This is a genomic window from Nonomuraea sp. SYSU D8015 (assembly GCF_008065375.1).
Taxonomy (GTDB): Bacteria; Actinomycetota; Actinomycetes; order Streptosporangiales; family Streptosporangiaceae; genus Nonomuraea.
In genome coordinates this window covers 57478-76450 of sequence record NZ_VJYI01000001.1, presented here as the reverse complement: position 1 = coordinate 76450, position 18973 = coordinate 57478, and the positions used below count along the sequence as shown (strand labels likewise).

Genomic DNA, 18973 nt, shown 5'->3' with positions numbered 1-18973 from the left:
ACCCCTTCCCGGCCGTTTCCAGCAAGGCCCGCCATGAGCGACACCTCGGACTCGTCCGGCGGCCTCGCCCCGCTCCTCGAGGCGGCCGAGGCCGCCATGTTGCGTTCTCTGGTCGATCCCGGCCACGCCATGCACGCGGGCCGCGTCGTGCTCGCGGCGGCCCGCCGCACCGGTTTCCCCGAGGCCGAGGCGGTCGCGCTCCGGGCGATGGCGCTGGCCGCCCGTGAGCTGGGCGACCTCGAGGGCGCCGAACGCCACCTCCGCGAGGCCATCGCCACCCCTGGAGCGCCGCGGGAGCGGGTGGCGCAGGCGCGGCTCTCGCTGGTCACCGTACGCACCGAACGCGGCCACCCTCTGCAGGCCCTGCGCGTGGCCGCGCTGGCGTGGGCGTACCTGTCCCCGCTGGACCGCGCCAAGCTCGACACGCAGCGCGCGGTCGCGCTCGCCCACCTGGGCCGCCACCAGGAGGCCATCGCCTCCTGCGACCGGGCGCTGCGAGCCCTGGTGGCCGCGCCCGGCACCGTCGACGACCGCCGGTTCCTGGCGGGCGGGCTGCTCAACCGCGGCCTCGTCCACTCGTACCGGGGCGACTGGGACGCCGCCATGCGCGACCTCACGGCCTGCCTGCAGATCTCCCAGCACTCCGGGCTGCGGCACCTGGCCCGCCTGTCCGCCGCCAACCTCCCCTTCCTCGCGGTACGGCAGGGCGACGTCGCCGGGGCGTTCCACTACTACCGGGAGGCCGAGGACACTCTGTTCGGCTATCCCGAGCGGCTGGCCACGATGCGGGCCGACTTCGCCGGCGCGCTGCTGGCCGCCCACCTCCCCGGCGAGGCCAGGGCCATGCTCGACCTGGCGGTGCCCGATCTGGAGGCGTGCGGGGCGCGGGTGGCCCTGGCGGAGGCGCGGCTGAAGCTGGCCCAGGTCGAGCTGCTGACCGGCGATCCGCGCCGGGCCCGGCACGTGGCCGAGCAGGCATCGCGGGAGCTGGCCGCGCAGGACCGCACCTCCTGGCTGCCGCTGGCCAGGGAGGTCGTGCTGCGCTCCCGCCTGGCCCTCGAACCGGCCACGCCCGCCATGGTCGCCGAGCTGATCGCGTGCGCCGACGAGCTGGAGGACGAATCCGCGCACGTGGCGGGGGCGGCGGCGCTGCGGCTGGTGGCGGCCGAGGCGGCGCTCGCCGTCGACGACCACCCGACGGCCTCGGCGCAGCTGGCCCGGCTGACCCAGCACGCCGACCGGGGCGAGCGGTGGGCGCCCGCGGGCACCCGGCTGACCTCGCTGGCGCCGGAGCCGCGGGCCAGCCAGCTGGCACGCGTGTCGCAGATCCCGGTGCCGGTGCGCCAGCACGCGCTCGCGCTGGAGGCGGCGCTGCAGGAGGACGTTCCCGGGGCCTTCCGCGCGGTACGCGAAGGGCTGGCCGAGGTGAGCGAGCGGGTGGTGACGTTCGACGACCCGTCGGTGCGGGCCCACGCTGCGCGGGCCGGGGAGCGGCTGGCGGCGTTCGGGCTGGGGCTCGCCGTGCGCGATGGAGGGCCCGGTGACGTGTTCGAGTGGGCCGAGCGGTGGCGGGCCGTCACGGCGCCCGCCCATGCCTGCTCTCTGGTCGATCCGGAACGGGTGCGGGGCGAGCTGGGGCGTGGGGCGCTGGTCGAGTACGTGATCCACGAGGAGTCGCTGCTGGCCGTGCTGATCGGCGGGGAGCGGGTGCTGCTGCGGTGGCTGGGGGGCATGCGGGCGGTCGAGGAGGCGATCGTCCGGCTGCGGTACGCCGTACGGAGGCGGGGGGAGACACGGGACTGGCAGGGGGCTTCCGGGGCCCCGGGTGGTGAGCGGGATCTCGACGCCGCGGCCGGGGAGGTCGAGCGGCTGCTGTTCCGGCCGCTGGCGGCCGAGCTGGGCGACGGGCCGCTGGTCGTGGTGCCGGTGGGAGCCCTGCACACGCTGCCGTGGGGAGTGCTGCCCTGCCTGCGGGAGCGGCCGGTGAGCGTGGTGGCCAGCGCGGCCTCCTGGGTACGGGCACGCCGGCCGCGCGGCAGTCGGGGAGAGCGGCTTCCCGAGGTGGTGGCGGTAGCCGGGCCGACGCTCTGTCACGCGCACGCCGAGGTGGCGCACGTGCTGGCCTGTCACCCGGGCGGGCGCGAGGTGCCCGGCCGCACCGGGCCCGTGCTGGAGGCGCTGGAGACCGCGGACGTGCTGCATCTGGCGGCCCACGGGGTGTTCCACGCGCGGAGCCCGCTGGTGTCGGGGATCACGCTGGAGGACGGGCCCCTCATGGCGTACGACCTGCTGAACGTGGCGCGGTCGCCGGAGCTCGTGGTGTTGTCGGCGTGCAATTCGGGCATGTCGCGGACGCCGGTGGATGGGGCCCCGCTGGGCCTTCCAGGAACGTTCCTGGCCAAGGGGTCGTCCTGTGTGATCGCGGGCATGGTGCCGGTGCAGGACGAGGCGGCGCGGGCGGTGATGAGCATGTTCCACGAGCTCGTGGCCGCGGGACAGCCCCCGGACGCGGCGCTGGCGCACGCCTCGGCGAAGACCGGAGTGTACGAGTTCACCTGCTTCGGCGCCGGCGACCGCACCGTGTGTCAGCCCGTGGCGACGGGCCTGGCGGGGTCGGTGACCCAGTGGGACCAGGAGCCGACGTAGAGGGCGGCGGGCAGGCCGGCCAACTCCAGCGCGAGCACCTCATGGGCGGCCGTCACCCCTGAGCCGCAGTATGCCCCCGCCCGGACGCCCTCCCCCACGCCCAGCGCCGCGAACCTGGCCCGCAGCGCGGCCGGATCGAGGAACCTGCCGTCCGGGCCGACGTTGCCGGTGGTGGGGGCGTTGACGGCTCCGGGAACGTGCCCGGCCACCGGATCGACGGGCTCCACCTCGCCGCGGTAGCGCTCCCCCGCCCTGGCGTCCAGCAGCACGCCCTCGGCGGCCACCGCCGCGGCCTCGTCGGCGGTGAGCACCGGCATCCCGCCGGGCCGCGCCGTGAAGTCGCCCTCCCGCACGGCCGGCGGCTCCTCCTTGGTGACGGGCAGCCCGGCGGCGGTCCACGCGGACAGCCCGCCGTCGAGCACGCGGACGTCCTGGTGCCCGAAGTAGCGCAGCGTCCACCAGGCCCTGGCGGCGACCGTGGAGCCCGCGTCGTCGTACGCCACCACCGGCCGGCCGTCGCTCACGCCCAGGCGACGCATCGCGCGCTGGAACGCCTCCGCGTCGGGCAGCGGGTGCCGCCCGCCGGCGCCCGGCGGGGCCGCGAGATCGGTGTCGAGGTCGCAGTAGACGGCGCCCTGGAGATGGCCCTCGCGGTAGAGCTCCACGCCCGGCGGGCCGCCGAGCCGCCAGCGGACGTCGAGCAGCGTCACGTCGCCGAGCGCGGCGAGGTCGGCGGGAGTGATCAGCGGGCTCGTCACGGGTGTTCCTCCAGGCATTCCGAATGCGTGTCCCCGGCCGCCGTCATGTGCGCGCCTCCAGGAGCGGGACGTTCTGCTCGGCCGGCGTCAGCGAACCGTGGTATCCCGTGAAGAGGGCCTCGATCGGATGCGCCGTCGGCGCGGTGATGGCCAGGTCGGTGTAGGGGACGGCCACGACGTCGCCGATGCGCTCCAGCCACGCGTCGCGCACCCGGGGCCCGAACCAGCCTGACTCGACCGCCTCCTGCCGCGACACCACCCGGGCCTTGCCGCGGAAGGTCTCGCGCCAGGCGTCGAGCACGTGCCGGGCGGCGCCCGGCACCGCGTAGACGTGGCGGGCCCTGGCCTCGCCGCCGATCAGCGCCACGCCCTCGGTCAGCGCGGGGACGCTCTCCGCGTCGACCTTCTCGGTGGCGTTGACCATGCCGTGGTCGGCGGTGATGTAGAGTGCCGAGCCGGGCGGCAGGCCCTCGGCCAGCCGCTGCGCCATGTCGTCGACGATGGCGAGCTGCCGCAGCCACTCCTCGCCACCCCATCCCGCCAGGTGGCCCGTGGAGTCGAGGTCGCCGTAGTAGACCGTGACGTGCGCCGGCCGCTGCCGCATGGCCTCGAGGGCGCGGGCGACGCGCTCGTCCACGGTGTCGGCTGCCACGTAGCGGACGCCGCGGTAGACGGCCTTCGTCAGGCCGGTGCCCTCGAACTGGGCGGGGGCGACGTACACGGGCTCGACCCCGGCCCTGGCGGCCCGCTGGTAGACCGTGGTGGCGGGCTGCCACTTCTCGGGATCCATCGTCAGGCCGTCGGGCAACGTCCACCGCAGGCAGTTGAACAGCTGCCCGGTGCCCGGCACGGCCAGCGTCAGGCCCAGCATGCCGTGCTCGCCCGGCGTCATGCCCGTGCCCAGGGAGCAGAGGCTCGTGACGGTGGTGGCGGGGAATCCGGCCGTGAGCGTCCTGCCGGTCAGCCCGGACAGGAAGGGGGCGGCCTCGGCGTGGGCCCGCAGCAGCTCGGCGCCAAGGCCGTCGACCAGGAACAGGCAGACGCGGTCGGCGGGGTCGAGCCGCAGCGAGCTCGGCGCGTCGGGCAGCCGCACGCCCACGGCGGCCAGCAGCGCGGCCGGTAGATCCGCCAGCGACCCGCCGCCGTACCCTGGCACAACGGCCGGGCCTTCTCCCAACATGCCTTATCTTAACCTTTCGCGGGATCTCCCCCGGGAAGACGTTCGCCGGGACCGGAGGCGTCAGGCGGCGGCGCGAGCGGTGGCCTCGGAGAGGGCCTTGGCGAAGGACAGCACGTGGGTGACCGCCTCGGGGCCGTCGGCCGCCTCGCTGACCCTGAGGGACAGGTCGTCGGCGGTGATCGCGCCCGTGTAGCCGTGGTCGGCCTCGCAGTTTTCGTCGCCGCAGGTGGCGGGCTCCAGGTCCACGTGGGAGATCGCGCCCCAGCCGATGGTGAGCGTCACTTCTGTGGGAGGGACGCCGGGGACGTACGAGGCGGGGTCGGGCACGACGCGGGTGACGGCGACGGACTGGATGCGGCTCAGGCGCACGGCCTCCGAGGTCGTGGAGGCGTGGGAGGTCGAGACGCCCTCCACCGCCGGATGCTCGTCGGTGTGGCAGACCAGCAGCCGGGTCGCCGTCAGCACCAGCACCGTGACATGCCTGCGCACCTCCATCGCGGGATCGAAAGTGGCCTCGTGGTGGACCACGAACGCGGTCACGGCCTCCTTGCCCAGCGCGGATTCGACCGCATCGGTGACGAGGTCGGGATAGTAGCCGCTGCGCTCGATCGCTTCACGCAGGCCCGCGGCTGAGACTCGGGTTTCCCTCATGGCTCCATCCTGCCAGGACCACGCGGTGCACTCACCCGCCGGACATAACGCTCTATAACGTCTTTAGCGGGGTAGCAGCGGCCACTCCTGTCACGGTGCTCACCGTTTGTTCGGCTCTCCGTTTGTTCGGCTCTCCGTTTGTTCGGCTCACCGTCAGGAGAGCCGGCGCGGGCCCCAGTCCAGGCGCGGGCCCGCCGGGGTGCGCAGGGTGGCGCGGGCGCCGAGGATCATGGCGCTCGACTCGCCGACGAGCACCTGGTCCAGGTCCAGACGGGCGACCTCGGGCAGGTCGTTGGCCAGGCGGCCGACGCGTACGAGCAGCTCCTCCAGGGCGTCCACCGCCACGGGCGGGTAGCCGTACTGGCCGAAGAGCAGCGGGGCGGCGCGTACGGAGCGCACCAGGGCGGCGGCGTCCTCCCCCGTCAGCGGGGCGAGGCGGAAGCCCTGGTCGAGCAGGAGACGCGCGGTCACCTCGCCCAGCCCGAACGACACCACCGGGCCGAACGCCGGGTCCTCGATGACGCCCACCACCGTCGGGACGGCCGGCTGCGGCGCCATGCGCTGGACGGCCAGCTCCACCTTCTCGCCGAGCTGGTCGGCGAACTCGGCGTACGCGTGACGCACCATCTCCGGGCCCGTCAGTCCCAGGCGCACCGTCCCCGCGCGGCGCGAGGCGCCCGGGTCCGCCACCTTGAGCACCACCGGCCAGCCGAGACGCTCCGCGGCCGCCACGGCCTCGTCGGGCGAGCGCACCACCTCGGCCGGCCAAACCGTGAGACCGTAGCAGTCGAGCAGCTCGGTGGCATCGATCTCGACCGGCGGCCCGGGCGCCGCGAAGCCACCCGACGCCACCCGCACACCCCTGACGGGCATCCCCGACTCGCCACGCCCGCCACCGGCCGTGCCCCCCGCAGACCCGCCACGGTTGCTGTCTGCCGGGCCCTCTGCAGACCCGCTCGGCTTGCTGTCTGCCCGGCCCTCTGCAGACCCGCTTGGCTTGCTGTCTGCCGTGCCGTCCGCAGACCAGTCGGCCTTCCTGCCTGCCGTGCCGTCCGCAGGCACCGCCGTGTGGGGGGCCGCGTCCGTCGCAGAGGGCCGGGACTCCGCCGGCGTGGCATCCGGCTCCGCGCTCGCGGTCGCCGGAGTGGACGCCCCGGGTGGCTCGGCCGGCACGGCAGCCTGCGCCCTCTCGCCCGCCGGCGGCGCGACCTGTGCCCTCTCGCCCGCCGGCGCCGGCTGCGCCGTGTCACCCGCCGGGGCCGATGCCGGGCGCGCCGACAGGTCCATGGGCAACGCCGCCGGACCGGGCACCCCCGTCGGCGCCGTTGAGGAGCCCACCGACGACGCGTCTCTCGGCGCCGTCACCGGGCCCGCCGACGGCCCCGTGGACGCGGACGTCACCGAGGTGGCGGGTTCGGGGCGGGGGGTCGCAAGGGCGTGGCGGACCAGGGCGCGGGCGCGGCCGGTGTCGATGCCCGTCAGCTCCGGCGGCGGCGACGTCGGTTGCGCGCGCCACGCCGCGTACCGGACCACGTAGGCCAGAGCCCGCACCGCCTCCTCCGGAGCCGCGTACGAGGGGATGGACCCGCGTGCGGGCGTCGACTGGGAGCGGGACGTGCCAGGGGTCTCCACGCGCAGCGCCGGATGCATGCCCAGATGCCCCCGGAACGTCGTCAGCACCGGCTTCGGGACGTCATTCGACACCCGCAGCAGCTCCCCGGCCACCGCCTCGGTGTCACCGGGGATGGGCGGCATGTAGATCACGACGGCGGCGTCCACGTCGGGCGAGGACAGCTCGCCGGCGAGCGCCGTGCCGAACTCCGAGGCCCCCGCGGCGGGCCCCAGGTTGACCGGCGGCCGGGGCTCGAGCCCGGCGGCGAGGCAGGCGTCGGCGGCGAGCCGGCCGAGCGCGTCGGAGTTGGTCACCAGCGCGACCCTTGGGCCTGCGGGCAGCGGCTGGTAGGCCAGCAGCTGCCCCACGTCGAACAGCTGGATGAGGTCGTCGACCCGGATCAGCCCCGCCTGACCGAGCAGGGAGCCGATCGCGGAGTCCGGCAGCCCGAGCTCGTCCGCCGAGTGCCCCGACGGGGTGCCGCCGCTCTTGACCACCACGATGGGCTTGCGGCAGGCGATGCGCCTGGCCAGGCGCGTGAACTTGCGCGGATTGCCCAGCGACTCCAGGTAGAGCAGGATCACCTCGGTCGAGTCGTCCTCCTCCCAGTATTGGAGCAGGTCGTTGCCCGACACGTCAGCCCGGTTGCCCGCGGACACGAACGACGAGATGCCCATGCCGCGCTGTGCCACCCGCTGCAGGAGCGCGGTGCCCAGCGCGCCCGACTGGCTGAAGAAGCCGACGTTGCCCCGGCCCGGCACGGTGGCGGCGAGGGTGGCGTTGAGGCGCACGGCCGGGTCGGTGTTGGCGATGCCGAGGCAGTTGGGGCCGACCACGCGCAGTCCGTAGGCGCGGGCGATGCGGGCCAGCTCGTCCTGGCGCTCCCTGCCCTGGACGCCGGTCTCGCCGAAGCCAGAGGAGACCACGACGAGGCCGTGCACGCCCTTCTCGGCGCACTCCTTGACGACGTCGATCACGCTCTCGGCGGGCACGGCGACCACGGCCAGGTCGACGTCGCCGTCGATGGCGGTCACGCTCGGGTATGCCCGCACGCCCGCCACCGCCCGCACCTCCCTGTGGACCGGGTAGACGGGGCCGGTGAAGTCGGCGGCCAGCAGGTTGCGCAGCACGGTCTGGCCGACCCCGCCGGGCTCGCGGGAGGCGCCGATGACCGCGACGGAGCCGGGGGTGAGGAGCCTGGCGATGGATCTGGACTCGGCCCGGTGCTCGCGTGCCGCCGTCACCTCGGCGGAGGTCTCGGTGGGCGTGAGGTCGAGCGTCATGCGTACGACGCCGTCGGCGAACTGGCTCTGGGCGGTGTAGCCGGCCTGGCGCAGCAGGCCCATCATGCGCATGTTGGCGGGCAGCACGTCGGCGATGAACCGCTCGATGCCGTGCTCGCGCGCGGTGGCCGCCAGGTGTTCGAGGAGCACGGAGGCCACCCCCCTTCCCTGGTGGGCGTCCTCGACGAGGAAGGCCACCTCGGCCTCGCCCGGACCGGTGCGGTCGTAGCGGATCACGGCGACCATCTCGGTGCCGATGGTGGCGATCAGGGCGACCCTGTTGACGTAGTCGACGTTGGTGAATCGCTCGACGTCGCGGTCGGACAGCCGCGGCCGCGGCCCGAAGAACCGGAAATAGATCGACTCGTCGGACAGGCGGGAGTAGAAGGAACGGAGGCGGTCCGCGTCAGCGGGCCTGATCGGGCGCACGTGCGCGGTGCCGCCGTCCGCCAGGACGACATCGGCCTCCCAGTGGGCCGGATACTGTGCCTCCACAGCATCGAGCGTAAACCCGCATCCCAAATGCCAAGACCGGAGCCCCTCTTGGGCAACGCTTGTGCATCGACTCCTGCCTGGTGTCACGGGTCCGCCCCACGAGCAGCCCGGAAGCTGTTAGTTTTGCCGTTGGCCAGGGTCGATCTGAAGGCAGCAAGGTGGTGGCATCATGACGCGGGTCGTCGTGGTGGGCGATCTCATGACCGACGCGGTCGCGCGCGCCCGTTATGCGCTCGCCAGGGCGAGCGACACCCCGGCGATCGTGACCATGCACGGTGGCGGATCAGGGGCCAACATCGCCTCATGGCTGGCCGTCGAGGGTGCCGAGGTGGCCTTCATCGGCCGCAGGGGCGCCGACATCACCGGGCGAAACCGCGACATGGAGCTGATGGGCTACGGCGTCGACGCCCGGCTCGTCATGGACCCCGAGCGTCCCACCGGCACCTGCGTGGTGCTCGTCACGCACAAGGGCGAGCGCACCATGCTCTCCGACCCCGGCGCCAACGCCGCGCTGTCGCCCGAAGACCTGCCGCGCGACCTGTTCACCTCCGGCTCGCACCTCCACCTGTCGGGCTACACGCTGATCAACGAGGGCTCGCGCGACGCCGGCCTCGCGGCGCTCGACATGGCCCACCACAACGGGATGTCGATCTCGGTCGACTGCGCCTCGTCCGCGCCGCTGGAGCGCACGGGCGCCGAGCCGTTCCTGGAGTGGACCAACGGTGCCAAGCTGCTGTTCGCCAACATCGACCAGGCCAAGGTCCTGACCGGGCGCGACGACGCCGAGGCCGCCGCCAAGGTGCTGACGGCGTGGTTCCCGCAGGTCGTGATCAAGATGAACAAGGAGGGCGCGCTGTGGTTCAGCAACGGCCGCCCCGACTCGGTCCACGTGGCCGCGGAGCCGGTCGACAAGATCGTTGACGGCACGGGCGCGGGCGATGCGTTCTGCGCCGGTTTCCTGCCGCCGTGGCTGGAGGGCAAGCCGCCGACGGAGGCACTGACCTCGGGATGCCGCCTGGCGGCCAAAGCGATCATGCATCTGGGCGCTCGTCCCCCCTTCTAAGCGGACCTCCTGGCGTTATCGTGGGCAGAGCCTGATATAACGCGACTCAAGGGAGCCGGATGCGCGGCGTGCGTCCGTTACGGCCAGGCGACCCACCGTCGGTTGGCTCCTACAAGGTCACCGGGTTTCTCGGCGAGGGCGGTCAGGGCAGCGTCTACCTCGGTGTCTCGTCCAGCGGCGAGCAGGTCGCCATCAAGCTGCTGCATGCCAGGTTCGCCGACGACGAGCACGCGGTACACCGCTTTCGCCGGGAGGCCGAGGCGGCGCGGCGGGTGGCGGAGTTCTGCACGGCGCGCGTGCTGGAGGTCGGCAGCGTCAACGACCAGCCGTACATCGTGGGCGAGTACGTCGACGGCCCTTCCCTGCAGTACCAGGTCACCCGGGAAGGGCCGGTGCGCGGGCCGTCGCTGATGCGGCTGGCGGTCACGACGGCCACGGCGCTGGTGGCCATCCACGGAGCCGGTGTGGTGCACCGCGACTTCAAGCCCAGCAACGTGCTGCTCGGGCCGGACGGACCCCGAGTGATCGACTTCCGAATCGCGCGGGCTGTGGACGCGAGCCAGAGCCTGACGACCGGCATCGTGGGGACACCTGCGTTCATGGCGCCCGAGCAGTTCCTCGGCGAGGCGCTGCCGGCTGGAGACGTGTTCGCATGGGCGGGGACGATGGTATTCGCGGCGACCGGGCGGGGGGCGTTCGGGTTAGGGCCACTGCCGGTTCTGATGCACCGGATTCTGCACCTAGATCCGGATTTATCAGGCGTACCGCCGGAGCTGGCACCTCTCCTGTGGGTCTGTCTGGCCAAGGACCCCTGCTACCGCCCGACGGCCGAGCAACTGATCCGCGACCTGATCCGCGCCGGCACGACCCCGCCCATCACCGCCCGGCCTCTCGGCTCCACACCGCCGACCACGCCCTCGGGTCCGGCCGCCCCGCTGGAGGGCCCGTCCGCGCCCCTCGCCGGCGGCCCCCGGGAGGACTCCCCGCAGGCGACGCACGGCACACAGCGCCGGGCACCGCATCCGGCGGCGACGAGCGACGCCCGGGCCCAGGCTCACGATGCGATGAGAGCCGGCCAGGCGGAGGCGGCGCGTGGGGTGGGAGAGCCGGTGGCCGGCGGGGAGCGGGGGGAGGACGGCCTGCGCATCCCGTATCCGGAGCAGCCCGGGAGCGGACCGTACACGCGGGCCCATGGCCCGGCCTCGCCCGGCTGGCCCATGTCGCCGCGCCGGCTCGGCGTCATGACGGACCCCTGGGGTCCGCGACGGCGGCCCCGGGTGGTCGCGACGGCCGGGGCGGCGTCCGCCACGCTGCTGATCGGCGTCGTCGTGTGGCTGGTCGCGCAGCGCAACCCGCCGATCGTGGCGGGCCCGACACCCACGACCTCTCCCATGTCGACCTCGGTCACCGGGTTCGGCGCGGCCGTGGCCACGGTGGTCAACCCCTCCGCCACGGAGGGCGGCACGCTGCGCGTGGTGTCGGCGTGGTCCCCGAAGTCCACCGATCCGGGCAACATGTACATGCCGGGCTCGCTCAACCTGGTCAGACTCTACGGACGGACGCTGACGATGTTCCGCACGGTGCCGGGCGCCGCGGGGACGGAGGTGGTGCCGGACCTGGCCGAGTCGCTGGGGGTGCCCAGCGACGCCGGCCGGACGTGGACATACCGGCTGCACAACGGGTTGCGGTACGAGGACGGCACGCCGATCACCGCGCAGGACGTGAGACACGCGATCCTGCGCAGTATGGACCCCGGCTTCGTCCACGGGTCGAGCCACTTCGACCTGATGCTGGACCTTCCCGCCGGCTACCAGGGCGCCTACAGGTCGGCGGGCGTGAACACGGACTCGGCCATCGAGGTCCCCGACGACCGCACGATCGTCTTCCACCTCAAGAAGCCGTACGCCGCGTTCGACAACGTCGTCCAGCTGCCAGAGACGATGCCCGTCCCGGCGGCCAAGGACACGCGAGGCGACTACGGCAAGAGCGTGGTCGCGTCCGGGCCGTACAAGCTGGAGGGCGTGACCGACCGCGAGGTCGTCCTGGTGCGCAACCAGCGGTGGGACGCGGCCACCGACCCCAACCGCAGGCCGCTCCCCGCCCGGTACGAGGTCACGTACAACGTGGGATCGCGAGAGGCGGACCGGCGGTTGCGCACCGGCGAGGCCGAGGTCGGTCCGGCCTATCTGCCGGGAGGGATGAGCGAGGTGATCGGCGACCCGGCGCTCAAGGAGCGAGCGGACGCGCCGGTGACCGGCCTCGTCCACGTCCTGGCGATCAATCCGCAGGTGCCGCCGTTCGACGATGTGGAGTGCCGGCAGGCCGTGGTGCGGGCGCTCGACCTGAACGCTTTGCGCCGCCCCTACGGCACCGACGTGACGGACGTCCCGGTGCCCACGTCGCTGCTGCCGCCGGTGATCGCCGGCCGCCGGCACACCGACCCGAACCTCACGCCCGGCGGCGACCGGCGGGCCGCCAAGGAGTCACTGGCCGCGTGCGGGCGCGCGTCCGGCTTGGCTTGGCGGCCACGTACCTGTACCGGGACGTCCCTTCCGAGAGGCAGGCGGCGGAGATCGTCAAGGCCGCGCTGGCCGAGGTGGGTATCGAGCTCACCCTGCGGGCGGCTCGCGTCCAGGACTTCCACCAGAGGTACGGCGGCAACCCCGCCTATCTCAAGCAGAACCGGATCGGACTGATCGCCAAGACCTGGGGACCGGACTGGCCGGATCCGGACGCGTTCCTGACGTTGATCGCGGACAGCAGGGAGATCACCGAGGAGTCGTCGATCAACGTGAGCGTCCGCGTCAAGGCCATCGACGAGCTCATGGATCAGGCCAGGACGGAGCCGGACGCCCCGAAGCGGGCCGCGCTGTGGACGCAGGTGGAGCGGCGCCTTGCCGAGGAGGCCGTGCTGGTGCCGCTGTCATGGCAGACCAGGTTGCTCCTGCGCGGGGCGCACGCCACCAATGTCCACGTCAGCCCGGTCTACGGCGACTACGACCTGCTGACGATGGGCGTCAGCTGACGGTCGCCAGGGCCAGCGGGAGCACGGCGGGAGCGCCCGCGTGGCGTATCAGCGCCGCCGCCAGCGTCATCGTCCATCCCGTGTCGACGCGGTCGTCCACCAGCAGCACCGGGCCGCCGCAACTGCCGATGGCGGTGCTCAGGTCCTTGGGCATGGCCAGCGTGCCTCTGATCGCCTGAACGCGTTTGGCGCTGTTGAACTGCTGCCCCGGCGAGCCCGCCCGGTAGCCCAGCTCCCCCAGATAGGACAGCCGCCCGACCTGCGCCAGCCGCTCGGCGAACGAGCGCACCAGCGTCGGCCGCGTCGCGGACGGCACGTTGACCACGGCCACGGGCCGCTCGCGCCAGTCCCACGCCGACAGCACCTGGACCACGGCCTTGAACATGTCGTCGGCCACCGGCCCGTCCTCGCCGTTGAACAGCTCCCGCAGCCGGTTGCCCCACCCGATGTCGGTCAGCCGCCCGAGCGCCCTGCCGGGCTCGGCCCCCAGCTCGGGCTTGATCCGCCCGGACAGGTCGGGCAGGCCGGTCGGCCACTGCCTGCGGGCCTCGATCTCGACGCCCGGCCTGCTCAGCCGCTCGCGGGCCGCCTCGACGGCCTGTGCGGCAATCTCCGGCGAACGGTGCCTGCCGGTGCAGTTGTCGCAGCGGCCGCACGGCCGGGCGGCGTCGTCGTCGAGATGCCTGCGGAGGTATTCCTCCCGGCACTCGGTCGTGGTGAGGTAACCCAGCATGGCCTCCTGCTCGGCCCTGCGCTCGGCGGCGATGCGGCTGTAACGCTCGGCGTCGTACTCCCACGGCTGCCCGGTGGGCTCCCAGCCGCCCTTGACCCGCCGGACGGCGCCGTCCACGTCGAGGACCTTGAGCATCATCTCCAGGCGGCTGCGGCTCAGGTCGACGGCGGTCTCGAGCGCCGGGGTCGACATGACCCCCCGCTCCTCCAGCGTCTGGAGCGTGACCCGGACGACGGGCTCGGGCGGGAAGGCCAGCGAGGCGAAATAGGCCCAGATGTCGCGATCTTCCGTGCCGGGCAGCAGGATGACCTCGGCCCGCTCCACGCCGCGCCCGGCCCGGCCGACCTGCTGGTAGTAGGCGACCGGCGACTGCGGCGCGCCGACGTGGACGACGAACCCCAGGTCCGGCTTGTCGAACCCCATGCCCAGGGCGCTGGTCGCCACCAGCGCCTTGATCTTGTTGTTGAGCAGCGCCTCCTCGGCCGCCAGCCGCTCGGCCGGGTCGGTCTGGCCGGAGTAGGCGGCGACCTCGTGGCCCTGCTCGCGGAGGTAGCCGGCGATCTCGTGGGCGGCGGCCACGGTGAGCGTGTAGACGATGCCGGAGCCGGGCAGCTCGCGCAGCGTCTGGGCCAGCCAGGCCAGCCGCTGCTCGGCGGTGGGCAGGCGGACCACGGACAGGTGCAGGCTCTCGCGCTCCAGCGGCCCGCGCAGCACCAGCGTGTCGTCCCCGTCGGGCCGCAGCTCGGCGGGAAGGCGCATCTGCTCGGCCACGTCGCGGGTGACGCGGGCGTTGGCGGTGGCGGTGGTGGCGAGGACCGGGATGCCGGGCGGCAGGTCCTCGAACAGCCTGGCCAGCCTGCGGTAGTCGGGCCTGAAGTCGTGACCCCAGTCGGAGATGCAGTGGGCCTCGTCGACCACCACGAGCCCGGCGCTTTCGGCCAGCTCGGGCAGCACGATGTCGCGGAAGTCGGGGTTGTTGAGCCGCTCGGGGCTGACCAGCAGCACGTCGACCATGCCGTCGGCGGCCTGGCCGTAGATCTCGTCCCACGCCTCCGGGTTGGCGGAGTTGATGGTGACGGCCCTGATGCCGGCGCGCTCGGCGGCGGCGATCTGGTTGCGCATCAGAGCCAGCAGCGGCGAGACGATGACGGTGGGGCCCTCGCCCAGCTCGCGCAGGAGCGCGGTGGCCACGAAGTAGACGGCCGACTTGCCCCAGCCGGTGCGCTGCACGACGAGCACCCTGCGCCGGTCGACGACCAGCGCCTCGATGGCGGCCCACTGGTCGTCGCGGAGAACGGCGTGGTCGCCGGCCAGCGCCCGCAGTCGCTCTTCGGCCTCTTCTCTCAGCGCGGTGGCATCGGGGGCATCAATCATGCCCCCTTGTTACCAGCTCCCTGTGACGAAATGCTCCTTCTCCGGGCCTGAAAACCCCGATCATTCTTTACGGCTGCGCCGGGTGGGCTCCAACCGCCGCGCGTGGCCGGGCCCCGTCCAGGAGAACGTTCCCCAGTTCGCCCCGTTTCCGCACGTGCCGCTGCGTCACACCCAGCGCCCTCCGACTTTCCTCTCCAGCCCGCCGGAAGTGCGGGGGCGGAAACGGTGAGTCGTGGCGACGTGCGGAAACGAGGTTCACGGGGCGGGGCGCCGTCACGCGCGTCCTGCGGGCCTGCCGCGTGGCCGATCGCGGGCCGGACGCGTATGGCGAGTCGTGGCCGGTCAGGACGGGTCGGCGTGTTCCGGGAAGGCGTTGATCGTGACCCGGTGCATGCGGCGGCGTTCCGTGTAGTCCGCCACCGCGTAGTGCTGCGTCGGCCTGTTGTCCCAGAAGGCCAGGGTGCCCGGTCGCCATCTGAGGCGGCACTGGAACTCCGGCGAGCGGATGTGGTCGATCAGGAGCGGCAGCAGGGCCTCGTTCTCGCGGTCCGAGAGGCCCACCAGGCGGGTGGTGGACGAGCGGTTCACGAAGAGGGCCTTCCTGCCCGTCTCCGCGTGCACGCGGACGACCGGGCGCTCGATCGGCGGCCACTTGGCCTGGATCTCGGCCAGGTCGAAGGGGTGGCCCTTCGCGATCGCCTTCTTCATCGACATCGTGATGTCGTGCACGGCCGTCAGCTCGTCGCACAGCCGCTGCAGCGGCGGCGAGAGGGTCTCGTACGCCAGGTACGTGTTCGCCCAGCACGTGTCGCCGCCCACGCTGGGCAACTGGACGCAGCGCAGCAGCGAGCCCATGGGCGGGGTGGGCTCGAAGGTGTTGTCGCTGTGCCACTCGTCGCCGCCCTCGCCCTTGGGAGAGGTCTGGTCGAGCACGTGGATGGGGCTGGCGGCGTCCTTCTTGAAGGCCGGGTGGTTGAGCGTGCCGAAGTTCAGGGCGAACTGCAGGTGCTGCTCGTCGTCGATGTGCTGGTCGCGGAAGAACAGCACGAGGTGCTTGAGCCAGCCCTCCCGCAGGATCGCGACCTCTTCCTGCGACAGCGGCTTGCGCAGATCGACCCCGGTGACCTCGGCGCCGATGTGCTTGGTCACGGGATGGAACTCGATCATGACGCCTCCGGAGACAGCGGGGAACCCACGCTCCGAACGTAAGACCCAAGCAATTGCTTGGTCAAGCACCTCTCCCCCTATCGAACAAGTCTGCGAGAAACGCCGAGCGTCGAGTAGGATCCAGGAAAATCGCCCTATCACAAGGAGACGCGGCTCGTGCCATCATCTCCAGGGGCAACCCGCCTCACACGCCGATCCGACGCTTCTCCAGCGGGCTGACGGCTACGGTTACAGCACAAGGACAGAAGGAGGATGCGCTTCCCCTCGGCGCGACGGTCGAGGCAGCCGCGCAGCACAAGATGGCCCGACGCACGAGTGCACCCCCACCTGAGGATTTCGAGGAGCGGATCGTCGACATCGACGTCTCCTCCGAAATGCGCACGAGCTTTCTCGAGTACGCCTACTCGGTGATCTACCAGCGGGCTTTGCCCGACGCCCGTGACGGCCTCAAGCCGGTGCAGCGGCGCATCCTCTACTCGATGAGCGAGATGGGCCTGCGCCCAGACCGCGGCCACGTCAAGTCCTCGCGCGTCGTCGGCGACGTCATGGGCAAGCTGCACCCCCACGGCGACTCCGCGATCTACGATGCCCTGGTGCGGCTGGCGCAGCCGTTCTCCATGCGGCTGCCGCTCGTCGACGGCCACGGCAACTTCGGCTCGCCCGACGACCTGCCCGCCGCCATGCGTTACACCGAGGCGAGGCTGGCCCCGGCGGCCATGCTCATGGTCGAGTCGCTCGACGAGGAGACCGTCGACTTCAAGCCCAACTACGACGGCCAGGAGACCGAGCCGGTCGTCATGCCGTCGGCGTTCCCCAATCTGCTGGTCAACGGCACGAGCGGCATCGCGGTCGGCATGGCGACCAACATGGCGCCGCACAACCTCACCGAGGTCGTGGCCGCCGCGCGCCACCTGATCAAGAAGCCGGACGCGACGCTCGACGAGCTGATGAGGTTCGTGCCGGGCCCCGACCTGCCGACCGGTGGCACGATCATCGGGCTGCAGGGCGTGCGCGACGCGTACGAGACCGGGCGTGGCACGTTCCGCATGCGCGCCAAGTGCACGGTCGAGCAGATCACGCCGCGCCGCAAGGGCATCATCGTCACCGAACTGCCCTACAACGTCGGCCCCGAGCGCGTGGTCACCAAGATCAAGGAGCTGGTGACCTCCAAGAAGCTCCAGGGCATCGCCGACCTCAAAGACCTCACCGACCGGCACAAGGGCCTGCGGCTGGTCATCGAGATCAAGAACGGCTTCATCCCCGAGGCCGTCCTGGAGGAGCTCTACCGGCTGACGCCGATGGAGGAGACGTTCGGCATCAACAACGTCGCCCTCGTCGACGGCGAGCCGCGCACGCTCGGGCTGCGCGAGCTGCTGCAGGTCTACGTCGACCACCGCGTGGAGGTCGTGCGCCGCAGGTCGGAATACCGGCGCCGCAAGCGCGAGGAGCGCCTGCACCTGGTCGACGGCCTGATCATCGCGCTGCTCAACATCGACGAGGTCATCCAGGTCATCCGCTCCTCCGACGACTCCGCGCAGGCGCGGACGCGGCTGATGGACGTGTTCGACCTGACCGAGATCCAGGCCTCCTACATCCTCGACACGCCGCTGCGCCGCCTGACCCGCTACGACAAGCTGGAGCTCGACCGTGAGAAGGAGACGCTGAGCGACGAGATCGCCGCGCTGACGGAGATCCTGTCCTCCGAGGCCAGGCTGCGCCAGGTCGTCTCCGGCGAGCTGGCCGACGTCGCCAAGAAATACGGCACGCCGCGCCGCACGGTCCTGCTGGAGTCGGCCGACCTCACCCGCACGCCGGTGGTGTCGCTGCAGGTGGCCGACGACCCGTGCCTGGTGCTGCTGTCGTCGACCGGGCTGCTGGCCCGCACCGTCGACGCCACGCCGCTGCCGGGCGAGGGCGAGCGCACCGCACACGATGTGCTGGTCTCGGCCGTACGCAGCACCGTGCGGGGCGAGGTCGGCGTGGTCACGTCGATGGGCCGGCTCATCCGCGTCCAGGTCGTCGACCTGCCGACGCTGCCGCCCACGGCCAACCCGCCGTCGCTGTCGGGCGGGCATCCGGTCTCCGAGTACGTCTCGCTGCAGCCCGACGAGAAGGTCGTCGGCCTGGGATCGCTCGATCCCGGCGGGCCGGGGCTCACGCTCGGCACGGCGCAGGGCGTGGTCAAGCGGGTGGTGCCGGACTATCCGGCCAACCGCGACGACTTCGAGGTGATCACGCTGAAGGACGGCGACACCGTGGTGGGCGCCGTGGAGCTGGAGTCCGAGTCGCACGACCTGGTGTTCATCGCGTCCAACGCGCAGCTGCTGCGTTTCCCGGCCTCGCTGGTGCGGCCGCAGGGGCGGCCGGCGGGCGGCATGGCGGGCATCAGGCTGGACGACGGGGCCAGGGTGATCTGGTTCGGCGTCGTCGATCCCGAGCAGCCCGCGCACGTGGTCACGATCGCCGGCTCGTCCACGGCGTTGCCGGGGACACAGGTGGGCGGCGGCAAGGTGTCCGACTACGCCGAGTTCCCGGCCAAGGGGCGGGCGACCGGCGGGGTGCGGGCGCAGCGGTTCCTGAAGGGTGAGGACGAGTTGCTGCTGGCGTGGGCGGGGCCCGCCCCGGCCAAGGCCGTGTCGGTGGTGGGCAAGCCGGTGCCGCTGCCGGAGGAGCTGGGACGCCGCGACGGCTCCGGCGTCCGCCTGACCCACACGATCGGCGCCATCGGCGGCGCCCTCGCCTCCGGCCCCGAGCCTCAGCCCCCGGCGTCACCACCCGCCGACGAGCAGCTGTCCCTCTGACGTGCCATCAGGGTCCGGGCTCGCTCGGCTCGGCAGGGCGATACCGCCGAGCCGACGAGCCCACCCGGCCTTCCCGGCGCGCCGACCAGGCTGAACCCTCCCAGACCAGGGCGCAGGGGAGAGCCTCGTCATCGCCGGGCGCGATGGCCTGCGGGGCCGTCGACCACCACCGGCTGCTCGCACGG

The 18973-nt window shown here is 72.7% G+C and carries 11 protein-coding genes; 5 read left to right on the top strand and 6 right to left on the bottom strand.

Going from position 1 to position 18973, the window contains the following annotated elements:
- The first annotated feature begins 33 nt into the window (after positions 1-33).
- The gene (locus ID574_RS02195) at positions 34-2646 is read left to right on the top strand and encodes a CHAT domain-containing protein (RefSeq protein WP_188187067.1); all 2613 of its coding nucleotides are present in this window, start codon (positions 34-36) and stop codon (positions 2644-2646) included.
- On the opposite strand, the gene ID574_RS02190 is transcribed toward ID574_RS02195, so the two are convergent.
- From ID574_RS02190 to ID574_RS59375, 4 genes are all read right to left on the bottom strand, one after another.
- A complete protein-coding gene (locus ID574_RS02190) occupies positions 2586-3422 on the bottom strand; it encodes a sulfurtransferase (RefSeq protein ID WP_188187066.1) in 837 nt (278 codons plus the stop codon). The genes ID574_RS02195 and ID574_RS02190 overlap by 61 nt on opposite strands.
- 25 nt (positions 3423-3447) lie before the next feature.
- Positions 3448-4584: an alkaline phosphatase family protein gene (locus tag ID574_RS02185; RefSeq protein WP_188187065.1), complete on the bottom strand. Its 1137-nt coding sequence runs from the start codon at positions 4582-4584 to the stop codon at positions 3448-3450.
- A gap of 60 nt (positions 4585-4644) precedes the next feature.
- The gene (locus ID574_RS02180; RefSeq protein WP_188187064.1) at positions 4645-5235 is read right to left on the bottom strand and encodes a DUF5998 family protein; all 591 of its coding nucleotides are present in this window, start codon (positions 5233-5235) and stop codon (positions 4645-4647) included.
- Positions 5236-5388: 153 nt separating this feature from the next.
- Positions 5389-8625, bottom strand: coding sequence for a GNAT family N-acetyltransferase (locus ID574_RS59375; RefSeq protein ID WP_223166288.1), 3237 nt, complete (start codon positions 8623-8625; stop codon positions 5389-5391).
- A gap of 169 nt (positions 8626-8794) precedes the next feature.
- On the opposite strand from ID574_RS59375, the gene ID574_RS02165 reads away from it, so the two are divergent.
- From ID574_RS02165 to ID574_RS02155, 3 genes are read left to right on the top strand one after another with little or no spacing between them, the layout of a single operon-like run.
- Entirely contained in the window at positions 8795-9688 is an 894-nt protein-coding gene (locus ID574_RS02165) for a carbohydrate kinase family protein (RefSeq protein ID WP_188187063.1), read from the top strand.
- A gap of 59 nt (positions 9689-9747) precedes the next feature.
- A complete protein-coding gene (locus ID574_RS02160; RefSeq protein WP_188187062.1) occupies positions 9748-12384 on the top strand; it encodes an ABC transporter substrate-binding protein in 2637 nt (878 codons plus the stop codon).
- The gene (locus ID574_RS02155; protein ID WP_188187061.1) at positions 12285-12713 is read left to right on the top strand and encodes a periplasmic substrate-binding domain-containing protein; all 429 of its coding nucleotides are present in this window, start codon (positions 12285-12287) and stop codon (positions 12711-12713) included. The genes ID574_RS02160 and ID574_RS02155 overlap by 100 nt, the downstream gene beginning before the upstream one ends.
- Here ID574_RS02155 and ID574_RS02150 read toward each other — a convergent pair.
- Together ID574_RS02150 and ID574_RS02145 are read right to left on the bottom strand one after the other, a co-directional pair.
- Entirely contained in the window at positions 12706-14820 is a 2115-nt protein-coding gene (locus tag ID574_RS02150) for a RecQ family ATP-dependent DNA helicase (RefSeq protein WP_188187060.1), read from the bottom strand. The two genes, ID574_RS02155 and ID574_RS02150, sit on opposite strands and share 8 nt — an antisense overlap.
- A 342-nt stretch (positions 14821-15162) precedes the next feature.
- Complete coding sequence (locus ID574_RS02145) at positions 15163-15987, bottom strand: TauD/TfdA dioxygenase family protein (RefSeq protein WP_188187059.1); 825 nt, start codon at positions 15985-15987, stop codon at positions 15163-15165.
- A 299-nt stretch (positions 15988-16286) separates the two neighbouring features.
- Between ID574_RS02145 and ID574_RS02140 the strand changes: the two genes are divergently transcribed.
- Positions 16287-18788, top strand: a complete 2502-nt coding sequence (locus ID574_RS02140) for a DNA gyrase/topoisomerase IV subunit A (RefSeq protein WP_188187058.1) — start codon at positions 16287-16289, stop codon at positions 18786-18788.
- Positions 18789-18973 lie beyond the last annotated feature (185 nt).